Below are 23,486 nucleotides of genomic sequence, written 5' to 3'. Positions count from 1 at the left end.
CCCCGTGGGTTCCCGGTACGGTATGAAAAAGCGCGCACCTCAGACATCCTCCCGCTCTTCGGCGCCAAAGGCTAATCAAGGCGCGGGCGAGAGTAAACCGCCGCAACATGGCACCAATGTGACTGCAGCCATTCTTCCCGGAGAGGGCAACGCACCCGAAGCGCCCGCGCCCGTTCCGGTCGAAGGGCTGATCCTGGTTGCGACCCCGATCGGAAATCTCGCCGACATCTCCCGGCGCGCCCTGGAAACGCTCGCGGCGGTGGACATCGTCGCCTGCGAAGACACCCGACTGACCGGCCGCCTGCTGCAGCGTTTTGCCATCAAGGCCCGGCTGGTCGCCTACCAGGACCACAATGCGGAGAAAAGCCGGCCGGAACTTCTGCGCCTGCTTGCCGCGGGCAGGAGCATCGCGCTCGTGACGGATGCGGGGACACCAACGATCTCCGATCCCGGCTACAAGCTGGTCCGCGAGGCGGCAGCCCAGGGCACAGCGGTCACCGCCGTGCCGGGTCCGGCGGCGCCGGTGGTCGCGCTCTCGATTTCCGGCTTGCCGACGGACCGCTTCTTCTTCGGCGGCTTCCTGCCGACCAAGTCGGGCGAACGCCGGCGCACCCTCGAGGAAGTGGCGCAGCTCCGGGCCACGCTGATTTTTTTCGAGGCGCCGCGGCGGCTGGCGGAAACGCTTGCGGATGCCGGGGCGATCCTCGGCCCGCGCGAGATGGCGGTGGCGCGGGAACTGACCAAGCGGTTCGAGGACGTGACGCGCGGGCGGATCGACGAACTGGCCCGGCACTATGCCGAGATCGAGCCGCCCAAGGGCGAGGCCGTGCTGATGTTCGGACCGCCGGAGCGCGAGGAACGGCCGAGCGAGGAGATGCTCGACGCGTTGCTTGCCAAGGCGCTTGCGCGGCTCAGCGTGAAAGACGCCGCGAAGGAAGTGGCGAGCGAGACCGGGCTGCCGCGCAAGACCGTCTACGACCGGGCCCTGCAGCTGCGGGACGGCGGCGCTACATGAAACCCGCGGCGCGGCAGTCTCCGGACCGGATTGCCGCCAAGCGCCGCGCCCAGCGTTTCGGACTCTATGCCGAAGCGTCTTGCCGCCTGATCCTGCGTTTGAAGGGCTACCGGATTCTCGCCACCAGACTGCGAACAAAGGTCGGCGAGATCGACATCCTCGCGGAGCGGGGCCGGACCCTCGCCATTGTCGAGGTCAAGGCCCGTCCGAGCCTGACCGCAGCCAGGGAATCCGTTACACATTCGCAATGGAGGCGGTTGCAAAAGGCGGCATTGTGGGTGCAACGGGGAAACACGCGACTTGCGCGCCATCGCCTTAGATTTGACCTATTCGCGGTGGCACACTGGCGCTTTCCCCGCCATATTCAGAATGTCTGGATCGCCGACCACAAGATGTAGAGTGACAGCATGCCAAGAGCCGCGCTTCTTCTTCTCACATTGCTTGCCCTCCCCTTCGCCGTCGGCGGCTGCACGCCGGTCGGCGTCGCCATCGGCGCCGGCGCCACCGCCGCAACCGCGAGCCAGTCCGAACGCGGTCTTGAGGGCACCGCCATGGACATCGCGATCAAGACCGAGATCAACCATTACCTCTTCCAGAACAATGTGGATCTGTTTTCCGCCGTCGGGCTCTCGGTCGAGGACGGCCGGGTACTGCTGACCGGGTCGGTTTCCAAACCTGAAGACCGGATCGAGGCGGCGCGGCTGGCCTGGCAGGCAAGCAGCGTCCGCGAAGTCATCAACGAGATCCAGGTTGTCGACCAATCCGATATCGTGGACAAGGCCCGTGATACCTGGATCGAGACCCAGCTCGAGACCAAGCTGCTGTTCGACGGCGGGATCAGCTCGATCAATTACGATGTCGATACAGTCAACGGCACGGTCTATCTGTTCGGGATCGCCCAGAACAACGCCGAGCTGCAGCGCGTGATCAATCATGCCCGCAATCTGGACTATGTCCGCAACGTGGTGAGCTATGTCCGGATAAAGGGCGGCTCCTGAAATCATGATTCCCGATCCGGATAGCACCCGCGCCACGCTCGCCAGCATCGGTGAGGGGGGATTTGGCGAGGTCGGGCTGGCGGAAGCGGCGCTGCTCCTGGGCTCGCTCGACCGGCCGGGTGTACCGCTGGAGCGCTATCGGGATCATCTGGCGGCACTGGTCGAGAGCGCGAGGGCGTCCGGCGCCGACACACCGGCGGCGGCGCTTTCCGCGACTCTCCATGGCGAGTTCGGCTACGAGGGTGACGGAAAGACCTACGACGACCCGCAGAACGCCAACCTGATCCGGGTGATCGACCGCCGCAAGGGATTGCCGGTCGCGCTCGGCATTCTCTATATCGAGACCGCCCGGGGGCTTGACCTCAATGCCGGCGGGCTGAATTTCCCGAACCATTTCCTGATCCGCGTTCAGGGCGGCGGCATACGACAGATTCTCGACCCTTTCCATGGCGGGACGGCGCTGGACGCGCCGGCGCTCCGCGGCCTGCTCGCCAGTTTCCAGGGCGAGAACGCGGAGCTCAGCCAATCACATTACCAGGATGTCAGCGATCTCGATATTCTGTTGCGATTGCAGAACAACATCAAGCTGCGGCTGCTCCGGGACGGCAAGTTCGAACCCGCACTCCGGGTCATTCGCGACATGCGGCTGCTTGCACCGCAGCTTCCAGGGCTGATGCGCGAGGAAGGCATGCTGCTCGCCCGCAAGGGGGAACACCGGGCTGCGATCGGTTGCCTCAGGGACTTTCTCGCCGCCGGCAACATCCGCGAGCCCGAACGGCTCGAAGTCGCCCGGGTCCTTCAAGTTCTGGAAAGTCAATTGAACTGAGCCGGAAAGGCGGTTGATCCGGCGGCGGCAATCGCCACATAGTCGCCGCTCGGAACAATAGCGGCCCGGTGCGGGCCCACCGCATGGAGGAAGCAATGGGGCTCGGCGTCGCCATCCAGATGGACCCGATCGAGGCAATCGATATCAACGGGGACAGCAGCTTCGTCATGGCCCTGGAGGCCAAACGCCGGGGCCACAAGCTCTACCATTACCAGCCGAGGGACCTCAGCTTCCGAGACCGCAAGGTGCTGGCCCGAGTCCGCGCGCTCGACGTCCGCCGCGAGGCGGGCAACCACTTCACCCTCGGCGCGCCGGAAACGATAGATCTCTCCGAAATGGATGTGGTGCTGATGCGCCAGGACCCGCCGTTCGACATGTCCTACATCACGGCGACCCACATCCTCGAGCATATCCATCCGAAGACGCTGGTGGTGAACGATCCCGTCCATGTGCGCAATGCGCCGGAGAAGCTCTTCGTCACCCATTTCGACGACGTCATGCCGCCGACCCTGATCACCAACGACCGCGAGCAGATCCTCGACTTCCGGGCGGAGCACGAGGACATCATCGTCAAGCCGCTGTTCGGCAATGGCGGCGCCGGCGTCTTCCACCTGAAGCCGGGCGACGAGAACCTGAACTCCCTGCTGGAGCTGTTCACCGAAATGTATCGCGAGCCGGTGATCGTACAGCGCTATCTGCCGGAGGTCCGCCAGGGCGACAAACGGGTGATCCTGATCGACGGCAAGCCGGTCGGCGCGATCAACCGGGTGCCGGCGGAGGGCGAAGCGCGCTCCAACATGCATGTCGGCGGCCGGGCGGAGAGATCCGAGCTGACCAAGCGTGATCTCGAGATCTGCGAGATCATCGGCCCGACGCTCGCCGAGAAGGGCCTGATTTTCGTCGGGATCGACGTGATCGGGCGCTATCTGACCGAGATCAACGTCACCTCGCCGACCGGGCTGCAGGAACTCGGCCGGTTCGAGGGCCGCTCGATCGAGGCTGAGCTCTGGGACGCGATCGAATCCCGGCTCGGCTGACGCTCAATCGGCGACAGTGCTCACCGTGACGGGCTCCCGGCAGCCAAGCCAGGACCTGAGATCGCCGCCGCCGGCTGCGCCGATGCCGGGTGCAAAGACAAGGCCGCTGCGCCGTGCGATCTCCGCGACCGTGACGGCGAAGCTCCCGTCGCAATAGCCTGCCCGGCGCGGCGTTTCCTGGTCGAGCACGAATCCCGCGGCCTGCACCGTGTCGCCGCGCGTTAGCAGGACGATCTTCCAGTATCCGCTCGGCACCCGGTGCGGCTCGTCCGCTTCGGGGAGTGGCGGCATCTCGCGCTCGTAGAGCGGGCCGGTCAGGACATGGACCCTGCCGGCCTCGGATCTTGCGAGCTTCCGGACCGCATTCTCCAAATTTTTCCACGGACCCTGATTGAGCGCGCTCTTCTGCGGCGTGATGTTGGAGAGATAGTTCGTCGTCTGCCAGTCCGGCGCACCCGTGAAGCTTGCGAGCGGCGCCTGGTGCCCGCGGTCGGTCTGCAGTGCCCTGTGCGCTCCCTTGTAGTCCGACGGCTCCAGCGTCTGCTGCGCAGGAATCTCGGGGTCGGCGCGCCAGACCCGCTTCTGCGATTTCCCGATATCGGCCGGAACAACCTCGTAGGCCACCCAGTCGGCGAACTTGGTTCCGGCATTGTTGGAGAGCGTGTGGCTCGGCCGGCGGACGATCAGGTTGTCGCCCGCGGTCAGGGGACAGGCCTCAAGACAGTTCGGGTCAAGCGGTTCCCCGGCGACCGGAGAGCCGAAAGGCAGCTGCAGGAGGAGCAGGACGGCCGGAAGAGCGGATGGCCGAAGCCGTCGCGGCAGGGCAGACATGGGCAATCGCACCGATGGTTATCGATGCGATCGAATAACATTTTATTCACTCGGGTGAGTAGAAAAATATTCAGATCATGCGGCCTGTTTCAGAACGATTCCCCTGTAGGCCAGCGCTTCGGCCACGTGATGGCGCTGCACGGTTTCCGCCCCCTCGAGATCCGCGATGGTACGGGCAACCCGGAGGATGCGGTGATAGCCCCGGGCGGACAGCGACAGGCGCCGGGCCGCCTCCTCCATCAGGGCCTGCCCTTCCCGTTCCGGTCGCGCCGCCTGTTCCAGCAGCTTGCCTTCCAGCGCGGCGTTGATGCGGTGGAGCGTTTCCACCCCCGCCGTGTCGAAGCGCCGCCGCTGCATCTGCCGCGCCCGGGCGACACGGCCGGCGACGGCTGCCGATGGCTCCGTCTCCAACGGTGCGGCCAGCGCCCGCGCCGAGACCGGCTCGATCTCGATCCGAAGATCAAAACGGTCGAGCAGCGGTCCCGACAGCCTTGCCTGATAGTCGAGCCCGCATTTCGGTGCCCGCCCGCAGGCCTGGGCAGGGTCCGCGAGATAACCGCAACGGCAGGGATTCATCGCAGCGATGAGCTGGAAGCGGGAGGGATAGGTCACCCGGTTGTTGGCCCGGCTGACCACCGCCTGCCCGGTTTCGATGGATTGACGTAGCGAATCCAGCACGGTGCGGGGAAACTCCGCCAGCTCGTCGAGGAACAGCACGCCGCAATGCGCGAGCGAAACCTCCCCCGGCCGCGCCTGCAGACCGCCGCCGACCAGGGCCGGAATGGAGCTTGAATGGTGCGGGTCGCGATAGGGCCGGGTGCGGGAGATCCGCCCGCCCTTCAGGGCCCCGGCGACGCTGCGGATCATCGCCACCTCCAGCGCCTCGCGCGGCTCCAGCGGCGGCAACAGGCCGGACAGGCGGGCGGCGAGCATGGACTTGCCGGCCCCCGGCGGCCCGGTCATCAAGAGGTTGTGTCCGCCTGCCGCCGCGATCTCGAGCGCGCGCTTGGCACTTTCCTGGCCCTTCACGTCGGCGAGGTCCGGCAGCGGGCCCGCCTGCTCCGGTTCCGCCGGATCGGGCGGGGTCAGCACCTGGCTACCCTTGAAGTGATTGATCAGGGCGAGCAGCGTGCGCGGTGCCAGAACCTCGAGAGAACCGGCCCAGGCCGCTTCGGGACCGCAGGTCTCCGGGCAGATGATCCCGGCCCCGCGCACGGACGCCCCGAGTGCCGCCGGGAGAATGCCGGAAACCTCGGTCAGCTGCCCGTCCAGCGCCAGCTCGCCGAGCACGAGGTAGTTCGCGATCTCGTCGGCCGGCAGCACGCCCATCTGCACCAGGATGCCGACGGCGATCGGCAGATCGTAATGGCTGCCTTCCTTGGTGACGTCGGCGGGGGCGAGATTGACGGTGATCCGCTGCGGCGGCAGAGCGAGGCCGAGCGCGCTCAGCGCCGCCCGCACCCGGTCCTTGCTCTCGTCCACCGCCTTGGCCGGCAGGCCGACGATGGAGAAAGCGGGCAGACCGTTGCCCATATGCACCTGGACGTCGATATCGAGGGTATCCACCCCCCGGAACGCCACCGTCCGAACCCGTGCAACCATGATCTCTCCCCCGGGATTGCCTCCCGGAGGTTATGGGGCGATGTGAGGGATTTTACTGCTCGAGCAGGCCCGGATCGCCGCCGCGGACGTCATGGAACGAGCAGGAACGCACGGCCACCTCGGTGAAGCAGGCATGGGTGACGTTGGCATGATCGAAACAGGTTTCCTCGACCAGGGCACCGGCGAAATCGGTACGCTGCAGATCGGCGCCGACCAGCTTGGCTCCGCGCAGGTCCGTCGGCCATTCGCGCAGCACTTCCAGCGTTCCCGGTTTCAGGATCGCGATCCGGGAAAGCCGGGCGGAAACCAGCGTGGCCCCGCTCAGATCGGCGTCCTTCAGGTTGGCGCCACGCAGATCCGCCCGGGTCAGGTCGGTCTGGGTGAGGACCGAGCCCGCAAGGTTGGAAAGCCTGAGCGAGGCGCCCTTCAGCTTTGTTCCGTTCAGGTTCGCGCGGGACATCTCGCAGGCGCTCAGTTCGGTGCCGCTGAGATCGAGACCCGAGAGATCGAGGCCTCGGAAATCGCCGCGGGTGCCCTTGACGCCGCCGGAGGAAACCCAGTGGAAATGCTGCACCAGCCGGTCGCGGACATCCTCGGGCAGGTTTTCCATCCCGCTGGCGATCCGGCAGTCGGTCAGATCCGCGTCGGTGAGGTCGACCCCGTCGAAATTGCAGGAACGTAGATCCGCTCCCGAGAGATCGCTGTCGCGGAGCTGAGCCTGGCTGAGGTTGGCGCCCTGCAGATTGGCGCCCTGCAACACCGCGTCCCGGAAGACGGTCTTGCTGAGATCGGCATGGTGCAGGTTGGCGCCGAGCAGCTTCGCCGAGGAGAAATTCGCGCTCACCGCGATCGCGCCGGAAAGATTGGCATTGCTGAGATCGGTCCGGATCAGCTTGGCTTCCGACATGTCGCTGTTCTGCAGGTCCGCCACCTGCTCGATCGCGTGGTGCACGTCGCGGAGCTTCATCGGCCGGAGGTCGGCATTGGTCATGTCGGCGGCCATGAGTTTCGCGCCCGAAAGCGAGGCGCCCCGCAGATTGGCTCCGACCAGCCGACAACCGGAGAGATCCGAGTTGCTGAGCCGCGCCGTGATCATCTGCGCGTCGGAAAGATTGGCACCGGCAAAGACGCTGTTCTGCAGATTGGCACCGGCGAGCAGCGCCTGGCGCAGATCGGCACCGGGCAGATGGATTGCACGCAGATCACGCTGCCGCAGATCGGCGATTTCGCCGCCCGGATAACGCCGCAGGAATGCCTCGTGTTTCGAGACAATCTTGCCCAGTTCTTGCTGCAATTCGTCGACCAGCATAGTCCCACCCCGGACCACTTGTGGCTCTACCGCCCAGACCGGCACAAGATGTAGATAAAACTACAAAAGTTTTCTCTATATATTGGTCGGCTATTTACGCCTTTACTCTATCGAAATCAGAAAATCATATCAATCAATAAAATCAACACACTACGGCGGCGTGAAAAAGCGGCCTTTTAATATTTTAATTTTATAAAAAGCCCGAAGTCTCGAACCGGAATGACAAAACCACGAGAGAGGATCTTGCATCTTGTTCGGAAATGGTCTTGGCGCCGGGGGCGCCGGGACCAACCTTGGAAAGGATTGATCACACCGGCTGGGAGAAGATGCGATGTCTCTGAGGAACAACCGCCCTCTGGTCGCGCAGATAGAGGGCGCGATCCGCAATCCGGCAAACCCCGATCACTTCATGGTCGTCCAGCCGGTCGGCCGGCGGGCCCGCATCTATTTCGGGGAAACGCTCGTCGCCGACAGCCGCGATGCGGTTCGCGTGATCGAGATCGCAAACCGGGCCTACGAGCCGTGCCTCTACTTCCCGCGGGCGGCGCTCGCGGTACCGCTGGAGAAGCTGGACAAGGTCACGCATTGCCCGCTGAAGGGAGATGCGGACTATTTCGCCCTCGACGGACGGGAGATCGGCTGGGCCTACCGCGCGTACGATTTCGCCGCGGCCCTGGACGGGCTTCATTCCTTCCGGGGCGACGGCATGCGGATCGTGGAGGGGGACTGAGTCCCCCCGGCCACTCAATCCCCCTTCGGCAGCATCCGCCCGAGACGGCGGCCGCCAAGCACGTGGATATGCAGGTGCGGCACTTCCTGGATCGCGTTGTCGCCGTTATTGACGATCAGCCGGTAACCCGGCCCCTTGGCATCGACGATCTCCGCCACCTTGCCGATGGCACGGACCCAGGCGACGATCTCTTCGTCGCTCGCCTCGGCGGAGAACTCGTTCATCGACCTGTAGGGACCTTTCGGGATCACAAGCACATGCACCGGCGCCTGCGGCTGGATGTCCTCGAAGGCAAGGACATGCTCGTCTTCGTAGACGGTCCTGTTCGGAATTTCCCCGCGGAGGATCCTGGCGAAGATATTCTGGTCGTCATAGGCCATCGGATATACCTCTTTCAACAAACCGGACGCCGCCTCTCAGGTCGTGCGGCGCGCCTTTTCCTCGATCCCCGACATGCCCTCGCGCCGGGCCAGTTCCCGCCAGACGTCGCCCGGCTCAACACCGTTCGCGCTCCAGAGCACCAGCAGATGGTACAGCAGGTCGGCGCTCTCTGCCGTCAGGGCAGCCGGGTCGCCCGCCACCCCTTCGATCACGGTCTCGACCGCTTCCTCGCCCACCTTCTCGGCGATCTTCTTGGGCCCTTTGGAGAAGAGTTTCGCCGTGTAGGAGCTATCCGGATCCGTACCCTTGCGGGAATCGATGACGGCATAGAGCCGGTCGAGGATATGGTCGTTCATTGCAGCCTCACAGGGATGCCGGCATCCGCCATCGCCTGCTTCGCCTCGGAAATCCGGAAGGTCCCGAAATGGAACACCGAGGCGGCCAGAACGGCGGAGGCATGGCCTTCGAGCACCCCTTCGGCGAAATGCTCCAGCGTGCCGACGCCGCCGCTCGCCACCACCGGGATGGAGACCGCGTCGGAGATCGCCCGGGTCAGCGGCAGGTTGAAGCCCTGCTTGGTGCCGTCCCGGTCCATCGAGGTCAGCAGAATCTCACCGGCGCCGTATCCGGTCATCCGGCGCGACCATTCGACCGCGTCGATGCCGGTCGGCTCGCGGCCGCCATGGGTGAAGATCTCGTACTTGTCCGGCCCGACGCTCTTGGCGTCCACCGCGACGACGATGCACTGGCTGCCGAACTTCTCCGCCGCGCGGCGGACGAAATCCGGATCTTTCACCGCCGCCGTGTTGATCGAGACCTTGTCGGCGCCGGCCAGCAGCAGCTTGCGGATATCCTCGAGGGTGCGCACCCCGCCGCCGACCGTGAGCGGCATGAAGCATTGCTCCGCGGTCCGCGCGACGACGTCGAACAGCGTGTCGCGTTCCTCGTGGCTCGCGGTGATGTCGAGGAAACAGAGTTCGTCCGCCCCCTCGCGGTCATAAATCTTGGCCTGCTCGACCGGATCGCCCGCATCGACGAGGTCGACGAAATTGACGCCCTTGACGACGCGGCCGTCCTTCACGTCGAGGCAGGGAATGACACGCGCGGTCAGCATCGGGGGCCCTCCTTCGCCGGTTCCGCCATAAGCCCGACGGCCTCGGCGAGATCGATCCGCCCATCATAGAGCGCGCGGCCGGAGATCGCACCGGCAATGCCCGGCGCCCCGGCCGCCTTGAGCGCGGCAAGGTCCTCTAGAGAGGCGACGCCGCCACTGGCGATGACCGGGGTCGAGATCGCGTTGGCGAGGTCCGCGGTCGCCTGCACGTTCACCCCGCCGAGCGCGCCGTCGCGGTCGATATCGGTGAAGATGATCGCGGCGACGCCGCAGCCTTCGAATTTCCGGGCGAGATCCACGGCCGAGAGGGAAGAGGTCTCGGCCCAGCCTTCGACCGCGACCATGCCGCCGCGGGCATCGATGCCGACGGCGATGCGGCCCGGATGGCGGGCGCAGGCCGCTTTCACCAGCTCCGGGTCGCGCAGCGCGACCGTGCCGAGGATGACGCGGGCGATGCCCTTCTCCAGCCAGGCGTCGACCGCCGCCATGTCGCGGATACCGCCGCCGAGCTGCACCGGGACGTCCACCGCCTCCAGGATCCGGTCGACCGCATCCCCGTTCCGGGCCTCGCCGGCGAAGGCGCCGTCGAGATCGACCACGTGGATCCAGGCGCAGCCCGCATCCTGGAACAGTTTCGCCTGGGCGCCCGGATCGTCGTTGAACACTGTCGCCGAGTCCATTTCGCCCTTCAGAAGGCGGACGCACTGGCCCTCCTTCAGATCGATCGCGGGAAACAGGATCATGCCGCGTCCAGTTCCTTGTAATAGAAGTGACCGGCGACGTAGCCGTCACGCACATAGGCATAGTGCGGCAGGGTCCCGAACCGGACATAGCCGAGCCGCTCGTAGAGACGGATCGCCGCGTGCTGGGTCTCGCGCACATCGAGGGTCAGCACCTTGAAGCCCTCTTCCCGCGCGTGGTTCTCGGCGATCTCGACCAGGTTCCGCGACAGCCCGTGTCCGCGGCCCCAGGGCGCGACGAAATTGGTCGTCAGTTTGCAGGTATGGCGCTGCGCCTCGTTATTCTTCGGCGGGCGCTGGATCTGGCAGGAGCCCGCGATCACACCGTCAAGCCGCCCGACGAAGAGCTGGCGCTCGGGAATGATCAGCACGCCGCGCCAGAAGGCTTCAAGCGTCTCGCGCGGCGGCGGCGAAATCCAGCCGAACCCGCCGCCGTCGATGATCGCCGCCTCGGCCGCGTCCGACAGATCCTGCAGATCGCCGGGGCCGAATTCGGTCAGCATCTCGACCGTCGCCACCGGCGGCGGGCGCGTCTCGGTATCTGTTTCTTTCATGGCCGGGCTCCCTCAGGGGCGCCAGTCGAGGAAATTGCGGATGAAGGCAAGTCCGTTCGCCTGGCTCTTTTCGGGATGGAACTGGGTCCCGAAGTAGTTCTTCCGTCCGACGACGGCTGCAATCTCGCCGCCATAGTCGCTCACCGCGGCCAGATCCGCGCGTTCGGCGACATCGAAGAGATAGGAATGCACATAGTAGACGAAGGCGCCGTCTTCGATGCCTTTCAGCAGCGGATGATCCGGTTGCAGCAGATCGAGCCGGTTCCAGCCTATGTGCGGCACCTTCAGCGCCAGACCGTCCGGCGCCGGTTGCGGGGTCATCAGCTTGACCTCGCCGCCGATCCAGCCGAGCCCTTCGGAGACCACGTGCTCGAGCCCGCGTTCCGCCATCAACTGCATGCCGACGCAGATCCCGAGGAACGGGGTGCCCTGCTCGATCACCGCTTCCGTCAGCGCCTCGACCATGCCGGGAAGGCCGTAGAGTCCGCCCCGGCAATCGGCGAAGGCGCCGACACCCGGAAGTACGATCCGGCCCGCGCGGCGCACCGCTGCCGGGTCCGAGGTCACCACCACCTCCGTGCCCGGTCCGCGTTCCGACGCCACACGCTCGAAGGCCTTCGCCACCGAACGGAGGTTGCCGGACCCGTAATCGACGACCGCGACGGAAGTGGGTCCGCCCGCGGCGGTCACAGCGACCCCCCGAGCGTTCCCTTGGTCGAGGGCACGGCATCCGCGCGCTTCGGGTCGATCTCGACCGCCTGGCGCAGCGCCCGGCCGACGCCTTTGAAGATCGACTCGACGATATGGTGCGTGTTGTCGCCGTAGAGGTTCTCGATATGCAGGGTCAGTCCGGCGGCCTGGGAGAACGCCTGGAAGAACTCCCGGAAGAGCTCGGTATCCATGTCGCCCAGCTTCTGCGCCGGAAGCGTCGCCCGCCAGACCAGAAACGGCCGGTTGGAGCAGTCGAGCGCAACCCGGCTGAGGGCCTCGTCCATCGGGAGATAGGAGGAGCCGTAGCGGGTGATCCCCTTGCGGTTGCCGAGCGCCTTGGTCAGCGCCTCGCCGAGCGCCCAGCCGCAATCTTCCGTGGTGTGGTGCGCGTCGGTATGCAGGTCGCCGTCGGCCCGCACCTTCATGTCGATCAGCGAATGTCGCGACAGCTGTTCCAGCATGTGGTCGAGGAAACCCACCCCGGTCTCGATATCAAACCGGCCGGTGCCGTCGAGCGAGAGCTCGGCGGAAATGGTGGTCTCGTTGGTCACGCGCTTCACGCTTGCGCTGCGGCTGTCGGACATGGATTTCTGCTCCGAGGAAATGCACGGCGGCTATGTAGCAGGAACCGCGGGAGAATGCCAATCTCCGGGCGAGGCTGCCGCGCCTTGTACGGACGGCCGTCTTGACGTTGTGCTCCGCATGCCCCAATTGGACGGGCACGCAATCAATGGAGCTCTCATGGACAGACAGGGCACGGACCCGATCCAGTGGCATGGCACGACCATCCTCTCGGTGCGCAAGAACGGCCGCGTGGTGGTCGCCGGCGACGGTCAGGTCAGCTTCGGCAACACGGTGATGAAGGCGCAGGCCCGCAAGGTCCGCCGGATCGGCGGCGGCGAGGTGATCGCCGGGTTCGCCGGCGCCACCGCGGATGCCTTCACCCTTTTCGAACGTCTCGAGGAAAAGCTGGAGAAGCATCCGGGACAGCTCACCCGCGCCGCCGTCGAACTCGCCAAGGACTGGCGCACCGACCGCTACCTGCGCCGGCTCGAGGCGATGATGGCGGTTGCCGACAGTTCGGCCTCGCTGGTCCTGACCGGCAACGGCGACGTTCTGGAGCCGGAGGACGGACTGATCGGAATCGGCTCCGGCGGCTCCTTCGCCCTGGCCGCCGCCCGGGCGCTGATCGACCGCGACGACATGGATGCCGAAGCGATTGCCCGCAAGGCGATGAAGATCGCCGCGGATATCTGCATCTATACCAACGAGAACCTTACTCTCGAAGGTCTCGACTCCGACACCTGATTGAAATCGCCGGAAGTAGTGGCATTTCCGGAAACTGGCCCGAAAGTTGGTAGAACACATGACCGCCTTTAGCCCGCGTGAGATCGTCTCCGAACTCGACCGCTTCATCATCGGCCAGAAGGACGCCAAGCGCGCCGTCGCCATCGCGCTGCGCAACCGCTGGCGCCGGCAGCAGCTCGCGGGCGACATCCGCGAGGAAGTGCAGCCGAAGAACATCCTGATGATCGGCCCGACCGGCGTCGGCAAGACCGAGATCGCCCGCCGCCTCGCCAAGCTGGCCGAGGCGCCCTTCATCAAGGTCGAGGCGACGAAGTTCACCGAGGTCGGCTATGTCGGCCGCGACGTGGAGCAGATCGTCCGCGATCTCGTCGAGGTGGCGATCGGCCAGGTGCGCGAGAAGATGCGCAAATCGGTCCATGCCAAGGCCGAGCTCGCGGCGGAGGAGCGCGTGGTCAATGCCCTCGTCGGCGAGACCGCCAGCGCCGACACCAAGCAGAAATTCCGCAAGATGCTGCGCGAGGGCCAGCTCGACGACAAGGAAATCGAGATCGAGACCGCCGACCAGGGCGGCGGCATGCCGACCTTCGAGATCCCCGGCATGCCGGGCGCGCAGATGGGCATGCTCAATCTGAACGACATGTTCGGCAAGGCTTTCGGCGGCCGCACCAAGAAGCGCCGGATGTCCGTCGCGGAATCCTACAAGGTGCTGGTCGACGAGGAGGCGGACAACCTGCTCGACGAGGAGAAGGTGGTGCGCGAAGCCATCGAATCCGTGGAACAGAACGGCATCGTCTTCCTCGACGAGATCGACAAGATCTGCGCCCGCGCCGAGCGCAGCGGCGCCGATGTCAGCCGCGAGGGCGTGCAGCGCGACCTGCTGCCGCTGATCGAGGGCACCACCGTCGCGACCAAGCACGGCTCGGTGAAGACCGACTTCATTCTCTTCGTCGCCAGCGGCGCCTTCCATATCGCGAAACCCTCGGATCTCTTGCCGGAACTGCAGGGCCGCCTGCCGAACCGTGTCGAGCTGAGCGCGCTCAGCCGCGACGATTTCCGCCGCATCCTGACCGAGCCGGAGAACAGCCTGATCCGGCAGTACACGGCCCTCATGGCGACGGAAGAGGTCACCATCGACATCACCGACGAGGCGATCGACGCGCTCGCCGACCTGACGGTCGAGATCAACAAGAATGTCGAGAATATCGGCGCCCGGCGGCTGCACACGGTGATGGAGAAGCTGCTCGACGAGATCAGCTTCACCGCCTCCGACCGCGGCGGCGAGACCGTGACGATCGATGCCGCCTACGTGAAGCAGCATGTCGGCGACCTGGCGCAGGACACCGATCTCAGCAAGTTCATTCTCTGATCAGTAGCGCGGCCCCTTGCCGGGCGGCGCGAGCTCGGCGAGGAGCGTGTCGATCCGCGGATCGTCGAGCTCTCTGATCCGGTCGGCCAGCGTGTTGGCGAGCTCGGTCGCCTTCGGGCTGAGCCCGGCCGTGTCGATGACGACGCGCGGGTTGGAGCGCCGGGCAAGCTTTTTCAGGTCCTCGGCATCGTCCCAGATCAGGTCGAAATACTGGCAGATCTGGTGCAGAAGCCCGACCGTCGGACGGCCTTTCCGGCCATGCTCGAGCGCGGAAAGATAGGCCGAGGATACCTGCAGGGCGGTCGCCATCTGCTTCAGGGTGACGCCGCGCTCCGCCCGGAGCGCGCGGATCTTCGCACCGAACGGGGTCATGTCCGGTCTTTCCGCCGCCGCAGCATGACATAGAGCGCGCCGCTGCCGCCATGCTGCGGCTGGGCGGGCGAATAGGCCAGCACCTTGTCCCGGTTCGTGCCGTCGGTCAGCCAGCGCGGCGTCATCCGCCGGAGCACGCCGGCATCCCGTCCGCCGTCGCCGGAGCGGGTGCCCTTCCCGGTGATCACCAGCACGCAGCGATCGCCGCGCCTGTAGGCACCGTTGACGAAGGCGTTCAGCGCCCGGTGCGCCTCGTCCTGGCGCATGCCGTGCAGGTCGATGCGGCCGTCGATCCGCTGCTTGCCCCGCTTGATCTTGAGCGCCGTGCGGCGGTCGATGCCGGGGGCCTTGCCCGGGTCATGCTCGGCAAGCGCGCTCGGCACCTTGATCCGGTCGAGCGCGGGATCGCCGCCGGGGCGGGAATGATGGCGCGCTGCCGGGGCCCGGCCGGTCGCCGGTTTCTCCGCGCGATTCTGCAGGAGTTCGGGCACTTTCGGGGCGGCCTCATCCAACGCCCTGCGGCGCTCGGGGCTGAGCGGTTCGGTATCGGCGACGACCTTGCGCCAGAGAGAGAGTTCGTCCGCTGTCGGTCGCCGTGCCATGCCCCTGCCCCGCCGGTGGCTTCAGTCCTTGACCAGCAAGATATGCAGCCGGCGCGGTCCGTGCGCGCCGAGCTGGATGATCTGCTCGACGTCCCCGGTCCGCGACGGGCCGGTAATCAGGTTGACCGTGCGCGGCATGCCGGCACCCTCTTCCAGACCGAGCTTCGCCCGCAGCATGTCCCAGGCATCCTCGTAGGCGCCGACGATCTGGCTTTCCTTCAGCAGCACGACATGGGTGTCCGGCACGAAATGCAGCGTGGTCGGGGTCTCGGGCGCGGACTGCAGCATCATCGTGCCGGTTTCCGCGATCCCGGCGAATGCCGGTGTCAGGCTGACCGCATCCTCGGCAATGGCCCGGCCACCCGCGAATGTCAGCGCCGGTGCCGTCTCCCAGGGAATGTCGAGCCCGTCCAGCGCACCCGCCCGGCGGATATGGGCAGGCAGATTTTCCCTGCGGAGATAGTCCGCGAGCCTTTCCGGCACGTCCGCGAGAGAGTCCAGCCGGTCTACGGAACATTGGACGGCTTCGGCCATCTGTACGAAGAGGCCGACCTTGTGCGCGTGATCGCCGTCGGATCTTTTCGGCACCAGGCTACGCTCATGGCGGGCAAGACGGCGGTCCAGTGCCGCCGCGGCCTCGCCATCCAGCTTGCCCCGGCCGAGGGACTTGCGGATCCCGGCCAGGATCTGTGCCCGTGCCTCGCTCATGCTCCCCCTCCCGTCTTGCCGTGTCCGCTCATCCTGTAGAGCTGCTGGAAGGTGCGCCCCTCCGGTGCCGGCATGTCGCGGACCGAGGTCCAGCCCGAGGCCAGCGGCAGGGTAGCGATCCGCCCCTTCCGTCCGCCGAGAAACCCGAGTAGCGCAGCCCCGAGTTTGGCCGACTGACGATACAGCCAGGGCCTTTTCGCGAAGTATGACCAGAGCCCCAGACCCGCGCGACTCTGCGGGGTAGTCTTGCCTTCGCCGAACTCTTTCGCCCGGTAGTGGCGCATCATCTTCGGCAGCGGGATCCGCATCGGGCATACCTGCTCGCAGCGCCCGCAGAAAGTGGAGGCATTGGGCAGATGACCCGCTTCGTCGATGCCGATCAGGCTCGGCGTCAGCACCGCGCCCATCGGCCCCGGATAGACCCAGCCATAAGCATGTCCGCCAACCGCGGCATAGACCGGGCAATGGTTCATGCAGGCCGAGCAGCGGATGCAGCGGAGCATCTCCTGGTACTCGGTACCGAGCATTGCAGAGCGCCCGTTGTCGAGCAGCACGACGTGGAATTCCTCCGGCCCGTCCAGATCCTCGTCCCGGCGCGGGCCGGAGGAGAAGGTGGTGTAGACGGAGAACTCCTGTCCGGTCGCCGAGCGCGCGAGCAGGCGCAGGATGCTGCTCGCATCCTCCAGCGTCGGCACGATCTTCTCCAGGCTCGCGACCACGACATGCGCCTTGGCGAGGGTCTGGGTCAGGTCGCCGTTGCCCTCGTTGGTGACGATGACGGAGGAGCCGGTCTCCGCGATCAGGAAGTTGGCGCCGGTGATGCCGACGTCGGCGGCGAAATATCTCGGGCGCAGCTGGGTGCGCGCCTCGTCGGTGATGTCGCCGACCTCTTCGAGCGGACGGTCGGGCGGCAGGCCGGTATGCTTTTCGCGAAACGCCTCGACGACCTGGTCCTTGTTCACGTGGATGGCCGGCGCGATGATGTGACTCGGCGGCTCGTTCCGGAGCTGGATGATGTACTCGCCGAGATCCGTCTCGATCGGCTCGACGCCGTGCTCCTCGAGATACGCGTTGAGGCCGATCTCCTCGGCCACCATGCTCTTGCCCTTGGTAACGGTCTTCGCGTCGACCGCGCGGCAGATCTCCATGACGGTCCGGCGCGCCTCCTCGGCGTTGCGGCACCAGTGCACCTTGCCGCCGTGCCGCGTGACATTCTCCTCGAAGCGCTCGAGGTAGTAGTCGAGGTTCTCCAGCACATGATTCTTGATGTCACGGCCGCGGTCACGGAGGGCTTCGAATTCCGGAAGCTTGGCAACCACGTTGGCGCGGTTCTGCTGAAAGCCCGGGCGCATCTTGGAGAGCGCCTTCTGCAGCTGGGCATCCGCCAGCGCGTGATGGGCATTCTGCCGGAAGGAACGGGAGGTCGCCTGCATCAGCTCTCTCCCTCGCCGATCGCCGGCCCGTCGGTCATTCCGGCCAGCACTTCGGCGACGTGGCGCACCCTGGTCGGGGCGCCGAGCCGTTTCAGCTTGCCGCCCATGTTCAGGAGGCAGCCGAGATCGCCCGCCAGCAGGTGATCCGCACCGGTGGCAACGATTTCCTCGGCCTTCTGGGTCACCATCCTGTCGGAGATTTCCGGGTACTTGACGCAGAAGGTACCGCCGAAGCCGCAACAGATCTCCGCCCCGGGCAGCTCGGCGATCTCGAGCCCGTCGACCTTGTTCAGCAGCTTGCGCGGCTGGGCCTTCACCTCGAGCTCGCGCAGGCCGGAGCAACTGTCATGATAGGTGACGGTGCCCGTGAACCCGGCGCCGGTTTCCTCCACGCCCATCACGTCGACCAGGAAAGAGGTCAGCTCGTAAGTCCGTTTTGCAAGATGCTGGGCGCGGTGCGCCATCGCCGGATCGTCCTCGAAGAGCTCGGGATAGTGGGCGCGGATCATCCCGGCACAGGAACCCGAGGGCGCGACGACATAGTCGAAATCCTCGAAGGCGGCGATCACGTTCGCAGCAATCTCGCGGCTGTCCCTGAAGTCACCGGAATTGAAGGTCGGCTGGCCGCAACATGTCTGGGACTCCGGAACCGACACCTCGCAACCCGCCCTTTCGAGCAGCGCAATGGCCGCGAACCCGACGGTCGGGCGGAACAGATCGACAAGACAGGTCACGAAGAGACCGACGCGCGGACGCGCATTTCCGGACGCTGACACAGCAGGCTCCCACACTCGTTTTCTTATCGATGCCGTGTCGCCGGATCCGGCGAGCGGCATGCTATTGCCTTAAGGCAATATCGAGATTTTTTGGGAGAAGCACGAAATATCGTCCGGCCGCGGCCATCGGCCCGGCTTTTTCCGCCGCCGGCTCGCCATGGCCCCAGAACACGTCGCCGCGCACCGCGCCCTTGATCGCACCGCCGGTATCCTGAGCGACCACCAGGCGCTTCAGCGGCCTGCCGCTCTCGTCGGGGTAATCGACATCGAGCCAGACAGGCGCGCCGAGCGGAATGTAGCGCCGGTCGACGGCAAGTGAACGCCCCGGGGTCAGCGCCACGCCCTGCGCCCCGATGGGGCCGTCGCCCTCAATGGTCCGGAAGAAGATATAGGACGGGTTGAGATCCATCACCGCGCGCATTTCCTGAGGGTTCGCCCGAAGCCAGTCGCGGATCGTCTGCAGCGAGATAGCGTCCTTGTCGATATGTCCGCGATCCACCAGATGCCGCCCGATCGGATAATAGATATGGCCGTTATGCCCGTCATAGCCGACCCTGAGGATGCGGCCGTCGTCGAGAAGGATCCGGCCCGACCCCTGGATGTGCAGGAAGAAGGCGTCGATCGGATCCGCAAGCCAGACCAGCGGTTCGGCATTTTGTCCGAGCGCCCCGGATTCGATCTCCGCACGGCTCTCGTACGGCACCAGGCGACCGCTGCGCAACCGTCCGGCAATGCGCTCGCCGCGCAGTCCGGACCGCCAGTCTCCCAGATTGACCAGCACGAGATCGTCCGGCCGCGCGAGCAATGGCGTATCGTAGCCCTCGCGTCGCTCCAATGCGCCTTTCAGTTCCGGCTCGTAATAGCCGGTGAAGAGCCCGGCGCTCTCGCCCGCCCTGATCTCGTACGCCTCGAACCAATCGGAGAGAAAGCTGCGGACCGCCGCGTCGTCGCTCCCGTCGGAGAGGCGGGAGAGGGCGTCGCAGGGTGCGCGCCAATCCGCGATGGTCCCGCCGATCTCGGCCGGCGCCACCGATTGCGCGTCGAGTCCGCGGCGGATCTTGCCGCACGACCGTTTCAGTGCGGGAAGCGCCTCGCTCAGGCGATCCTCCGACCAGCCCGGCAGGGCGGCAAGCGAGACTTTCTCGTAGCGCGCCGTTTCCTGGGTCACGCGCTCTGGTTCAGTTTCGGGGGTGCACGCCGCCAAGGACAGAAACACCAGCAGACACAGAAAGCGCCGGGGCAAGATGCCCTCCCGTCAGTTCCGAAACGTCAAAGAGACCTTACTCTTCGGGCACGCGGGCGGCGACGAGGCGCCAGTTGGGATCGCGTGAGGCGATATCCCGCTCGAATGTCCAGAGATCCGTCACCGTCTCGATCTTGTCCGGATCGCCGTCGACGACGGAACCGTCCGCGGCCCGGGTCACCTTGACCTGATCGGTGATGAACTCGACCTCGATGCGGGCAATCGACCCGGTCAGCTTCACGTCGCTGATCAGAGCGGAGCGGAACGAAGAAACGGTGGTTTCCTGGGTTTCGCCGGCCTGCTCGCGTGCCTCGACCGCGCCCGTGAAGGCCCCCATCAGGTCGTCGCCGAGGAGCGGCCGCAGGCCGTCGAGATCGCCCTTGGCAAAGGCCTCGACGGTCCATTCGAACGCAGTCCGGGCACCTTTGAGGAACTCGACCTCGTCGAAGGACGGATCCGCCATCTTGACCCGTATCAGGTCCGAAAGCTCGTCGTCGCCCTGCTCGCCCCCGGGCTCGTCTCGTTCGCGGTCCGGCAGTTTTATGACATTGTCGGCCTTGGAGGGCCGTTCCGGTGCCGGAGTGAATGGATCCGTATGGCGCTCTTCATGTCCGGTCCGTTTGCCAAGCACGTTGCGGAGCCTGAAAAACAGAAACCCTGCAAGCAGCGCGAAAAGAATTATATCGAAGAACGCGATGCCGTCGCCCATATCGCCCTTAACTGCGGGTCCTTGAACCCTTATCCGCCTTTGGAGAAAATTGCCGTCGGCCTTTAGAGCTTATCATCGCCGCATGTGCAGCAGAGGTTCCGCTCAGGCCGTCCGGCGACCGTACTACAGCATAGATAGGCTGTCACTTTTGAAAGAACAACTATGGTCCTCATCTTCCTCGTCATTCTGATCGGCATCCCGGCTCTCGAGATTTTCGTCTTCGCGGAGATCGGCGGGATCATCGGCGGCTGGGCGACCGTGGGCCTGACGCTGCTGACGGCCGCGCTCGGCGCGCTGCTGTTCCGCACCCAGGGAACCGCGGTCCTGCGACGCGCGCAGGAAACCCTGCGCCAGGAGCAGTCCCCGCTCGCGGAGATCATCGACGGTGTGGGGCTGTTGCTGGCGGCGGTGCTGCTGTTCCTGCCCGGCTTCGTCACCGATGTGACGGGTTTTCTGCTGTTCGTCCCGCCATTCCGCATCGTGGTGATCGGCTATCTCTTCCGGAGCATTGCCCGCTCCGCGGACTCCAATGTCTGGATCGTGCGGAGCGGCTCGGGTAAGACTTCCGGCCCTTCCGGCAGACGGACGGTCATCGACGGCGAGTACGAGGACCTGACGGAGGACCGGGAGGACGATCCGTCCGACCGGAAGAATGACGGCAACCACACCCTGCCGCCACGCTGACCGGTCATTTCCGCCACAGTCTCGAAGGACCGGCACCATGCTCTTCGTCCGTCACGGGCAATCCGAGTTCAATGTTCACTATGGCGCCACCGGAATCGATCCCGGGATCGAGGATCCGGCGCTGACCGATCTCGGGAAGGCACAGATCCGTCATTCCGCCGCCGCGCTCGCCGGTCACGAGATCGATCACATCGTCTCCAGTCCCTACCGCCGGGCGCTCGAGACCGCGCATATCCTGGCCGACACCCTCGGACGGGAGATCCGTATCGAGCCACTGATCCGCGAGCACAATCACTTTGTCTGCGATATCGGCCGCACCCGCTCCGTACTACAGCGCGACTGGCCGCATCTCGCGTTCGATCATATCGACGAGCAGTGGTGGACGGAGCATCACGAGGAGGAGCACGAAGTCTTCGCCCGGGTCGATGCCTTTCTCGACGGCAACCGCGAGCGGGAGGACTGGGACCGGGTGGTCTGTGTCAGTCACTGGGGTTTCATCAAGCGGATGACAGGCCTGCCGGTTGCGAACGGGACGGTGGTGAAGATCCGGCGGGACGGTGCCGGAGTGGTTGTTCATACCCCGGATCCGTGATACCCACGCGCCTTCGATTTCCTCCGGCTGAGATTACGACCGATGACCGATACAGAGACCGGTCCCGCGACCGACGGGGCGAACAACGCCATCAACACCTTCTCGATGACGGTGAAGGCGCAGTACATCAAGGACCTGTCCTTCGAGAATCCGAAGGCTCCCTGGAGCCTGCGCGCGGATATCCGTCCCGACATCGAGATCGGCGTCGACGTTCGCGCCGAGCGCATGGCGGAGCAGGTCTACGAGGTCCAGCTTCTGCTCAACGTCAACGGTGTCCACGAGGGCGAAAAGGTCTTCATCCTCGAGCTCAACTATGCCGGCGTCTTCCAATTCGAGAATGTGCGTCCCGATCAGGTGGAATACATCCTGATGGTGGAATGCGCGCGGCTGCTCTTCCCGTTCGCGCGGCAGATCGTCGGTCAGGTCACCACCGAGGGCGGCTTTCCCCCGCTGCATATCCAGCCGATCGACTTCCTCGGCGTGTTCCAGAAGAACGAATTGCAGCGCGCGCAGAACGGCGGTGTCGACGTCGGCGCGATCGAAACCGAAGGCAACGCCTGATCACTCGGCCGCGTCGGACCGGTTCCAGATCGGATCCTTGAGTTTCTCCAGCAGCGCCGCATGCGCGGCCAGTTCCTCGGCGCTCGGCGCATGGGGCCGCGGCGGTCGTGCAACCGCGGTGCGGATCTCGGGCATCGCCTCCTCGCCGGCCTTCTCCTCGCGCGCGAGTTCGAGGCCCGGCTGCCGCCCGCCGATCAGTTCAAGATAAACAGACGCTAGAAGATCGGCATCGACCAGGGCGCCGTGCAGTTCGCGATGCGCGTTGTTGATCTCGAAGCGGCGGCAGAGTGCGTCGAGGCTCGCCTGCGCGCCAGGGAATTTCCGTCGCGCCATCGCGAGCGTGTCGATCGCCCGTTCCATCGGCATCGGCGGGTGTCCGAGGCGGGTTAGTTCGGCGTTCAGAAACGCCATGTCGAACTTGGCATTGTGGATCACGAAGGTCGCGTCTCCCGCGAACTCGAGGAACCCGTCGGCGATCCCGGCGAAATTCGGGAAGTCGGCGAGAAACTCGGTGGATAGTCCGTGTACCTCGAAAGCGCCCTGCTCCACTTCGCGCTCGGGATTGATATAGACGTGATACGTCTCGCCGGTCGGCACATGGTTGACCAGCTCTATGGCGCCGATCTCGATCACCCTGTGGCCCTGCTTCGGATCGATGCCGGTGGTCTCCGTGTCGAGCACAAGCTCACGCATGTCGCACTCCCAGTCGGTGCAGTGTTTTCTTTATGGTCCGCATCGTGACCGCCCGCCCGAGCCCCGTCGCCAGGACGCAATCCGCCCGGCGTCGCTTTTCCCGGTCGGGCATCTGTTTCTTCAGGATAGAAGAGAGCCGGGATTCTGTCATGCCGGAGCGGGCGAGAACGCGCTGCCGCTGCACGAATGCCGGCGCCGAGACGACGAACACGAAATCGCAGACCGTCTCGCCGCCGGTCTCGAACAGAAGGGGGACGTCAAGCACCGCCGCGCGGCGCCGTGCCCGGCGCTGGTGTGCGAGAAACCGGTCTCGCTCGCGCCGCACCAGCGGATGGACGATTGCCTCCAGATCCGTCAGCGCCGCCGCGTCGCCGAAGACGAGCTTTCCGAGGATCTCCCGGTTCACGGCACCTTCGGCCACCGCTTCCGGAAAACGCAGGCCGATCGGTGCCACCGCGGCACCGCCCGCACGGAACAGCCTGTGAACCGCCGCATCCGCATCGTGCACCGGCAGGCCGAGACGGCGGAACATCGCCGCCGCGGTGCTCTTGCCCATTCCGATGGATCCGGTCAGTCCGAGCACCAGCATCG

30 protein-coding genes are annotated in these 23,486 nt (G+C 65.6%); 11 read left to right on the top strand and 19 right to left on the bottom strand.

All coding sequences use genetic code 11. From position 1 onward, the window contains the following. Window positions 1-118: 118 nt before the first annotated feature. From rsmI to gshB, 5 genes are all read left to right on the top strand, one after another. Entirely contained in the window at window positions 119-1,015 is an 897-nt protein-coding gene (gene rsmI, locus ACOOE1_RS14820) for a 16S rRNA (cytidine(1402)-2'-O)-methyltransferase (RefSeq protein ID WP_420402973.1), read from the top strand. Beyond that, on the top strand, window positions 1,012-1,413 hold the full coding sequence (locus tag ACOOE1_RS14815; RefSeq protein ID WP_420402972.1) for a YraN family protein: 402 nt from the start codon (window positions 1,012-1,014) through the stop codon (window positions 1,411-1,413). The genes rsmI and ACOOE1_RS14815 overlap by 4 nt, the downstream gene beginning before the upstream one ends. 9 nt (window positions 1,414-1,422) lie before the next feature. Next, window positions 1,423-2,013: a BON domain-containing protein gene (locus tag ACOOE1_RS14810; RefSeq protein WP_420402971.1), complete on the top strand. Its 591-nt coding sequence runs from the start codon at window positions 1,423-1,425 to the stop codon at window positions 2,011-2,013. A 4-nt stretch (window positions 2,014-2,017) separates the two neighbouring features. Then, window positions 2,018-2,839, top strand: coding sequence for a SirB1 family protein (locus tag ACOOE1_RS14805; RefSeq protein ID WP_420402970.1), 822 nt, complete (start codon window positions 2,018-2,020; stop codon window positions 2,837-2,839). 95 nt (window positions 2,840-2,934) lie between these two features. Beyond that, on the top strand, window positions 2,935-3,876 hold the full coding sequence (gene gshB / locus ACOOE1_RS14800) for a glutathione synthase (protein ID WP_420402969.1): 942 nt from the start codon (window positions 2,935-2,937) through the stop codon (window positions 3,874-3,876). Window positions 3,877-3,879: 3 nt separating this feature from the next. On the opposite strand, the gene ACOOE1_RS14795 is transcribed toward gshB, so the two are convergent. The 3 genes from ACOOE1_RS14795 to ACOOE1_RS14785 all read right to left on the bottom strand — a co-directional run bounded on the left by ACOOE1_RS14795 (window position 3,880) and on the right by ACOOE1_RS14785 (window position 7,618). After that, window positions 3,880-4,707: a DNA/RNA non-specific endonuclease gene (locus ACOOE1_RS14795; RefSeq protein WP_420402968.1), complete on the bottom strand. Its 828-nt coding sequence runs from the start codon at window positions 4,705-4,707 to the stop codon at window positions 3,880-3,882. 75 nt (window positions 4,708-4,782) lie between these two features. Continuing rightward, window positions 4,783-6,309 (bottom strand): YifB family Mg chelatase-like AAA ATPase, encoded by a 1,527-nt coding sequence (locus ACOOE1_RS14790; RefSeq protein ID WP_420402967.1) that lies wholly within the window; start codon window positions 6,307-6,309, stop codon window positions 4,783-4,785. 52 nt (window positions 6,310-6,361) lie between these two features. After that, the gene (locus ACOOE1_RS14785; protein WP_420402966.1) at window positions 6,362-7,618 is read right to left on the bottom strand and encodes a pentapeptide repeat-containing protein; all 1,257 of its coding nucleotides are present in this window, start codon (window positions 7,616-7,618) and stop codon (window positions 6,362-6,364) included. Between the two features lie 331 nt (window positions 7,619-7,949). Here ACOOE1_RS14785 and ACOOE1_RS14780 point away from each other — a divergent pair, with 331 nt between their 5' ends. Continuing rightward, window positions 7,950-8,348 (top strand): DUF427 domain-containing protein, encoded by a 399-nt coding sequence (locus ACOOE1_RS14780; protein WP_420402965.1) that lies wholly within the window; start codon window positions 7,950-7,952, stop codon window positions 8,346-8,348. Between the two features lie 14 nt (window positions 8,349-8,362). Here ACOOE1_RS14780 and ACOOE1_RS14775 read toward each other — a convergent pair whose 3' ends face one another. Genes ACOOE1_RS14775 through hisB form a run of 7 tightly spaced genes read right to left on the bottom strand, consistent with a single transcriptional unit; the run spans window position 8,363 to window position 12,432 of the window. Next, a complete protein-coding gene (locus tag ACOOE1_RS14775; RefSeq protein WP_420402964.1) occupies window positions 8,363-8,728 on the bottom strand; it encodes a histidine triad nucleotide-binding protein in 366 nt (121 codons plus the stop codon). A gap of 36 nt (window positions 8,729-8,764) precedes the next feature. Continuing rightward, window positions 8,765-9,085: a phosphoribosyl-ATP diphosphatase gene (locus ACOOE1_RS14770; protein ID WP_420402963.1), complete on the bottom strand. Its 321-nt coding sequence runs from the start codon at window positions 9,083-9,085 to the stop codon at window positions 8,765-8,767. Then, window positions 9,082-9,843 (bottom strand): imidazole glycerol phosphate synthase subunit HisF, encoded by a 762-nt coding sequence (gene hisF, locus ACOOE1_RS14765; protein WP_420402962.1) that lies wholly within the window; start codon window positions 9,841-9,843, stop codon window positions 9,082-9,084. Before hisF ends, ACOOE1_RS14770 begins: the two co-directional genes overlap by 4 nt. Then, window positions 9,837-10,586, bottom strand: a complete 750-nt coding sequence (hisA, locus tag ACOOE1_RS14760; RefSeq protein ID WP_420402961.1) for a 1-(5-phosphoribosyl)-5-[(5-phosphoribosylamino)methylideneamino]imidazole-4-carboxamide isomerase — start codon at window positions 10,584-10,586, stop codon at window positions 9,837-9,839. Before hisA ends, hisF begins: the two co-directional genes overlap by 7 nt. Then, window positions 10,583-11,137: a GNAT family N-acetyltransferase gene (locus ACOOE1_RS14755; protein WP_420402960.1), complete on the bottom strand. Its 555-nt coding sequence runs from the start codon at window positions 11,135-11,137 to the stop codon at window positions 10,583-10,585. Before ACOOE1_RS14755 ends, hisA begins: the two co-directional genes overlap by 4 nt. 12 nt (window positions 11,138-11,149) lie before the next feature. Next, window positions 11,150-11,827 (bottom strand): imidazole glycerol phosphate synthase subunit HisH, encoded by a 678-nt coding sequence (hisH, locus tag ACOOE1_RS14750; RefSeq protein WP_420402959.1) that lies wholly within the window; start codon window positions 11,825-11,827, stop codon window positions 11,150-11,152. Further along, the gene (gene hisB / locus ACOOE1_RS14745) at window positions 11,824-12,432 is read right to left on the bottom strand and encodes an imidazoleglycerol-phosphate dehydratase HisB (protein ID WP_420402958.1); all 609 of its coding nucleotides are present in this window, start codon (window positions 12,430-12,432) and stop codon (window positions 11,824-11,826) included. The genes hisH and hisB overlap by 4 nt, the downstream gene beginning before the upstream one ends. A gap of 157 nt (window positions 12,433-12,589) precedes the next feature. Here hisB and hslV point away from each other — a divergent pair, with 157 nt between their 5' ends. Then, complete coding sequence (hslV, locus tag ACOOE1_RS14740; protein ID WP_420402957.1) at window positions 12,590-13,156, top strand: ATP-dependent protease subunit HslV; 567 nt, start codon at window positions 12,590-12,592, stop codon at window positions 13,154-13,156. 58 nt (window positions 13,157-13,214) lie between these two features. Next, entirely contained in the window at window positions 13,215-14,522 is a 1,308-nt protein-coding gene (hslU, locus tag ACOOE1_RS14735; RefSeq protein WP_420402956.1) for an ATP-dependent protease ATPase subunit HslU, read from the top strand. Here hslU and ACOOE1_RS14730 read toward each other — a convergent pair whose 3' ends face one another. The 7 genes from ACOOE1_RS14730 to ACOOE1_RS14700 all read right to left on the bottom strand — a co-directional run bounded on the left by ACOOE1_RS14730 (window position 14,523) and on the right by ACOOE1_RS14700 (window position 20,365). Beyond that, window positions 14,523-14,894 carry a helix-turn-helix domain-containing protein gene (locus tag ACOOE1_RS14730; protein ID WP_420402955.1) on the bottom strand — a complete coding sequence of 124 codons (372 nt, stop codon included), beginning with the start codon at window positions 14,892-14,894 and terminating at the stop codon, window positions 14,523-14,525. It lies immediately after the preceding gene. Then, the gene (locus ACOOE1_RS14725) at window positions 14,891-15,496 is read right to left on the bottom strand and encodes a Smr/MutS family protein (RefSeq protein WP_420402954.1); all 606 of its coding nucleotides are present in this window, start codon (window positions 15,494-15,496) and stop codon (window positions 14,891-14,893) included. Before ACOOE1_RS14725 ends, ACOOE1_RS14730 begins: the two co-directional genes overlap by 4 nt. A 21-nt stretch (window positions 15,497-15,517) precedes the next feature. Continuing rightward, a complete protein-coding gene (locus ACOOE1_RS14720; RefSeq protein WP_420402953.1) occupies window positions 15,518-16,204 on the bottom strand; it encodes a LutC/YkgG family protein in 687 nt (228 codons plus the stop codon). After that, window positions 16,201-17,637 carry a LutB/LldF family L-lactate oxidation iron-sulfur protein gene (locus ACOOE1_RS14715; protein WP_420402952.1) on the bottom strand — a complete coding sequence of 479 codons (1,437 nt, stop codon included), beginning with the start codon at window positions 17,635-17,637 and terminating at the stop codon, window positions 16,201-16,203. Before ACOOE1_RS14715 ends, ACOOE1_RS14720 begins: the two co-directional genes overlap by 4 nt. Then, the gene (locus ACOOE1_RS14710) at window positions 17,637-18,413 is read right to left on the bottom strand and encodes a (Fe-S)-binding protein (RefSeq protein WP_420402951.1); all 777 of its coding nucleotides are present in this window, start codon (window positions 18,411-18,413) and stop codon (window positions 17,637-17,639) included. The genes ACOOE1_RS14715 and ACOOE1_RS14710 overlap by 1 nt, the downstream gene beginning before the upstream one ends. Before the next feature lie 61 nt (window positions 18,414-18,474). Beyond that, on the bottom strand, window positions 18,475-19,581 hold the full coding sequence (locus ACOOE1_RS14705) for a murein transglycosylase A (protein WP_420402950.1): 1,107 nt from the start codon (window positions 19,579-19,581) through the stop codon (window positions 18,475-18,477). Window positions 19,582-19,693: 112 nt separating this feature from the next. After that, window positions 19,694-20,365, bottom strand: a complete 672-nt coding sequence (locus ACOOE1_RS14700) for a Tim44/TimA family putative adaptor protein (RefSeq protein WP_420402949.1) — start codon at window positions 20,363-20,365, stop codon at window positions 19,694-19,696. A gap of 162 nt (window positions 20,366-20,527) precedes the next feature. On the opposite strand from ACOOE1_RS14700, the gene ACOOE1_RS14695 reads away from it, so the two are divergent. Genes ACOOE1_RS14695 through secB form a run of 3 tightly spaced genes read left to right on the top strand, consistent with a single transcriptional unit; the run spans window position 20,528 to window position 22,202 of the window. Then, window positions 20,528-21,049, top strand: coding sequence for an FxsA family protein (locus ACOOE1_RS14695; protein WP_420402948.1), 522 nt, complete (start codon window positions 20,528-20,530; stop codon window positions 21,047-21,049). 37 nt (window positions 21,050-21,086) lie between these two features. Further along, entirely contained in the window at window positions 21,087-21,641 is a 555-nt protein-coding gene (locus tag ACOOE1_RS14690; RefSeq protein WP_420402947.1) for a histidine phosphatase family protein, read from the top strand. A gap of 42 nt (window positions 21,642-21,683) precedes the next feature. Further along, a complete protein-coding gene (gene secB / locus ACOOE1_RS14685; RefSeq protein WP_420402946.1) occupies window positions 21,684-22,202 on the top strand; it encodes a protein-export chaperone SecB in 519 nt (172 codons plus the stop codon). Here secB and dnaQ read toward each other — a convergent pair whose 3' ends face one another. Together dnaQ and coaE are read right to left on the bottom strand one after the other, a co-directional pair. Next, window positions 22,203-22,895: a DNA polymerase III subunit epsilon gene (gene dnaQ / locus ACOOE1_RS14680; protein WP_420402945.1), complete on the bottom strand. Its 693-nt coding sequence runs from the start codon at window positions 22,893-22,895 to the stop codon at window positions 22,203-22,205. Then, window positions 22,888-23,484 (bottom strand): dephospho-CoA kinase, encoded by a 597-nt coding sequence (gene coaE / locus ACOOE1_RS14675; protein ID WP_420402944.1) that lies wholly within the window; start codon window positions 23,482-23,484, stop codon window positions 22,888-22,890. Before coaE ends, dnaQ begins: the two co-directional genes overlap by 8 nt. Window positions 23,485-23,486 lie beyond the last annotated feature (2 nt).

It is taken from the genome of Nisaea sp. (assembly GCF_965216895.1).
Lineage (GTDB): Bacteria > Pseudomonadota > Alphaproteobacteria > Thalassobaculales > Thalassobaculaceae > Nisaea.
Note: the sequence above shows the minus strand (reverse complement) of the source record. Positions and strands in the feature narration are given on the sequence as shown.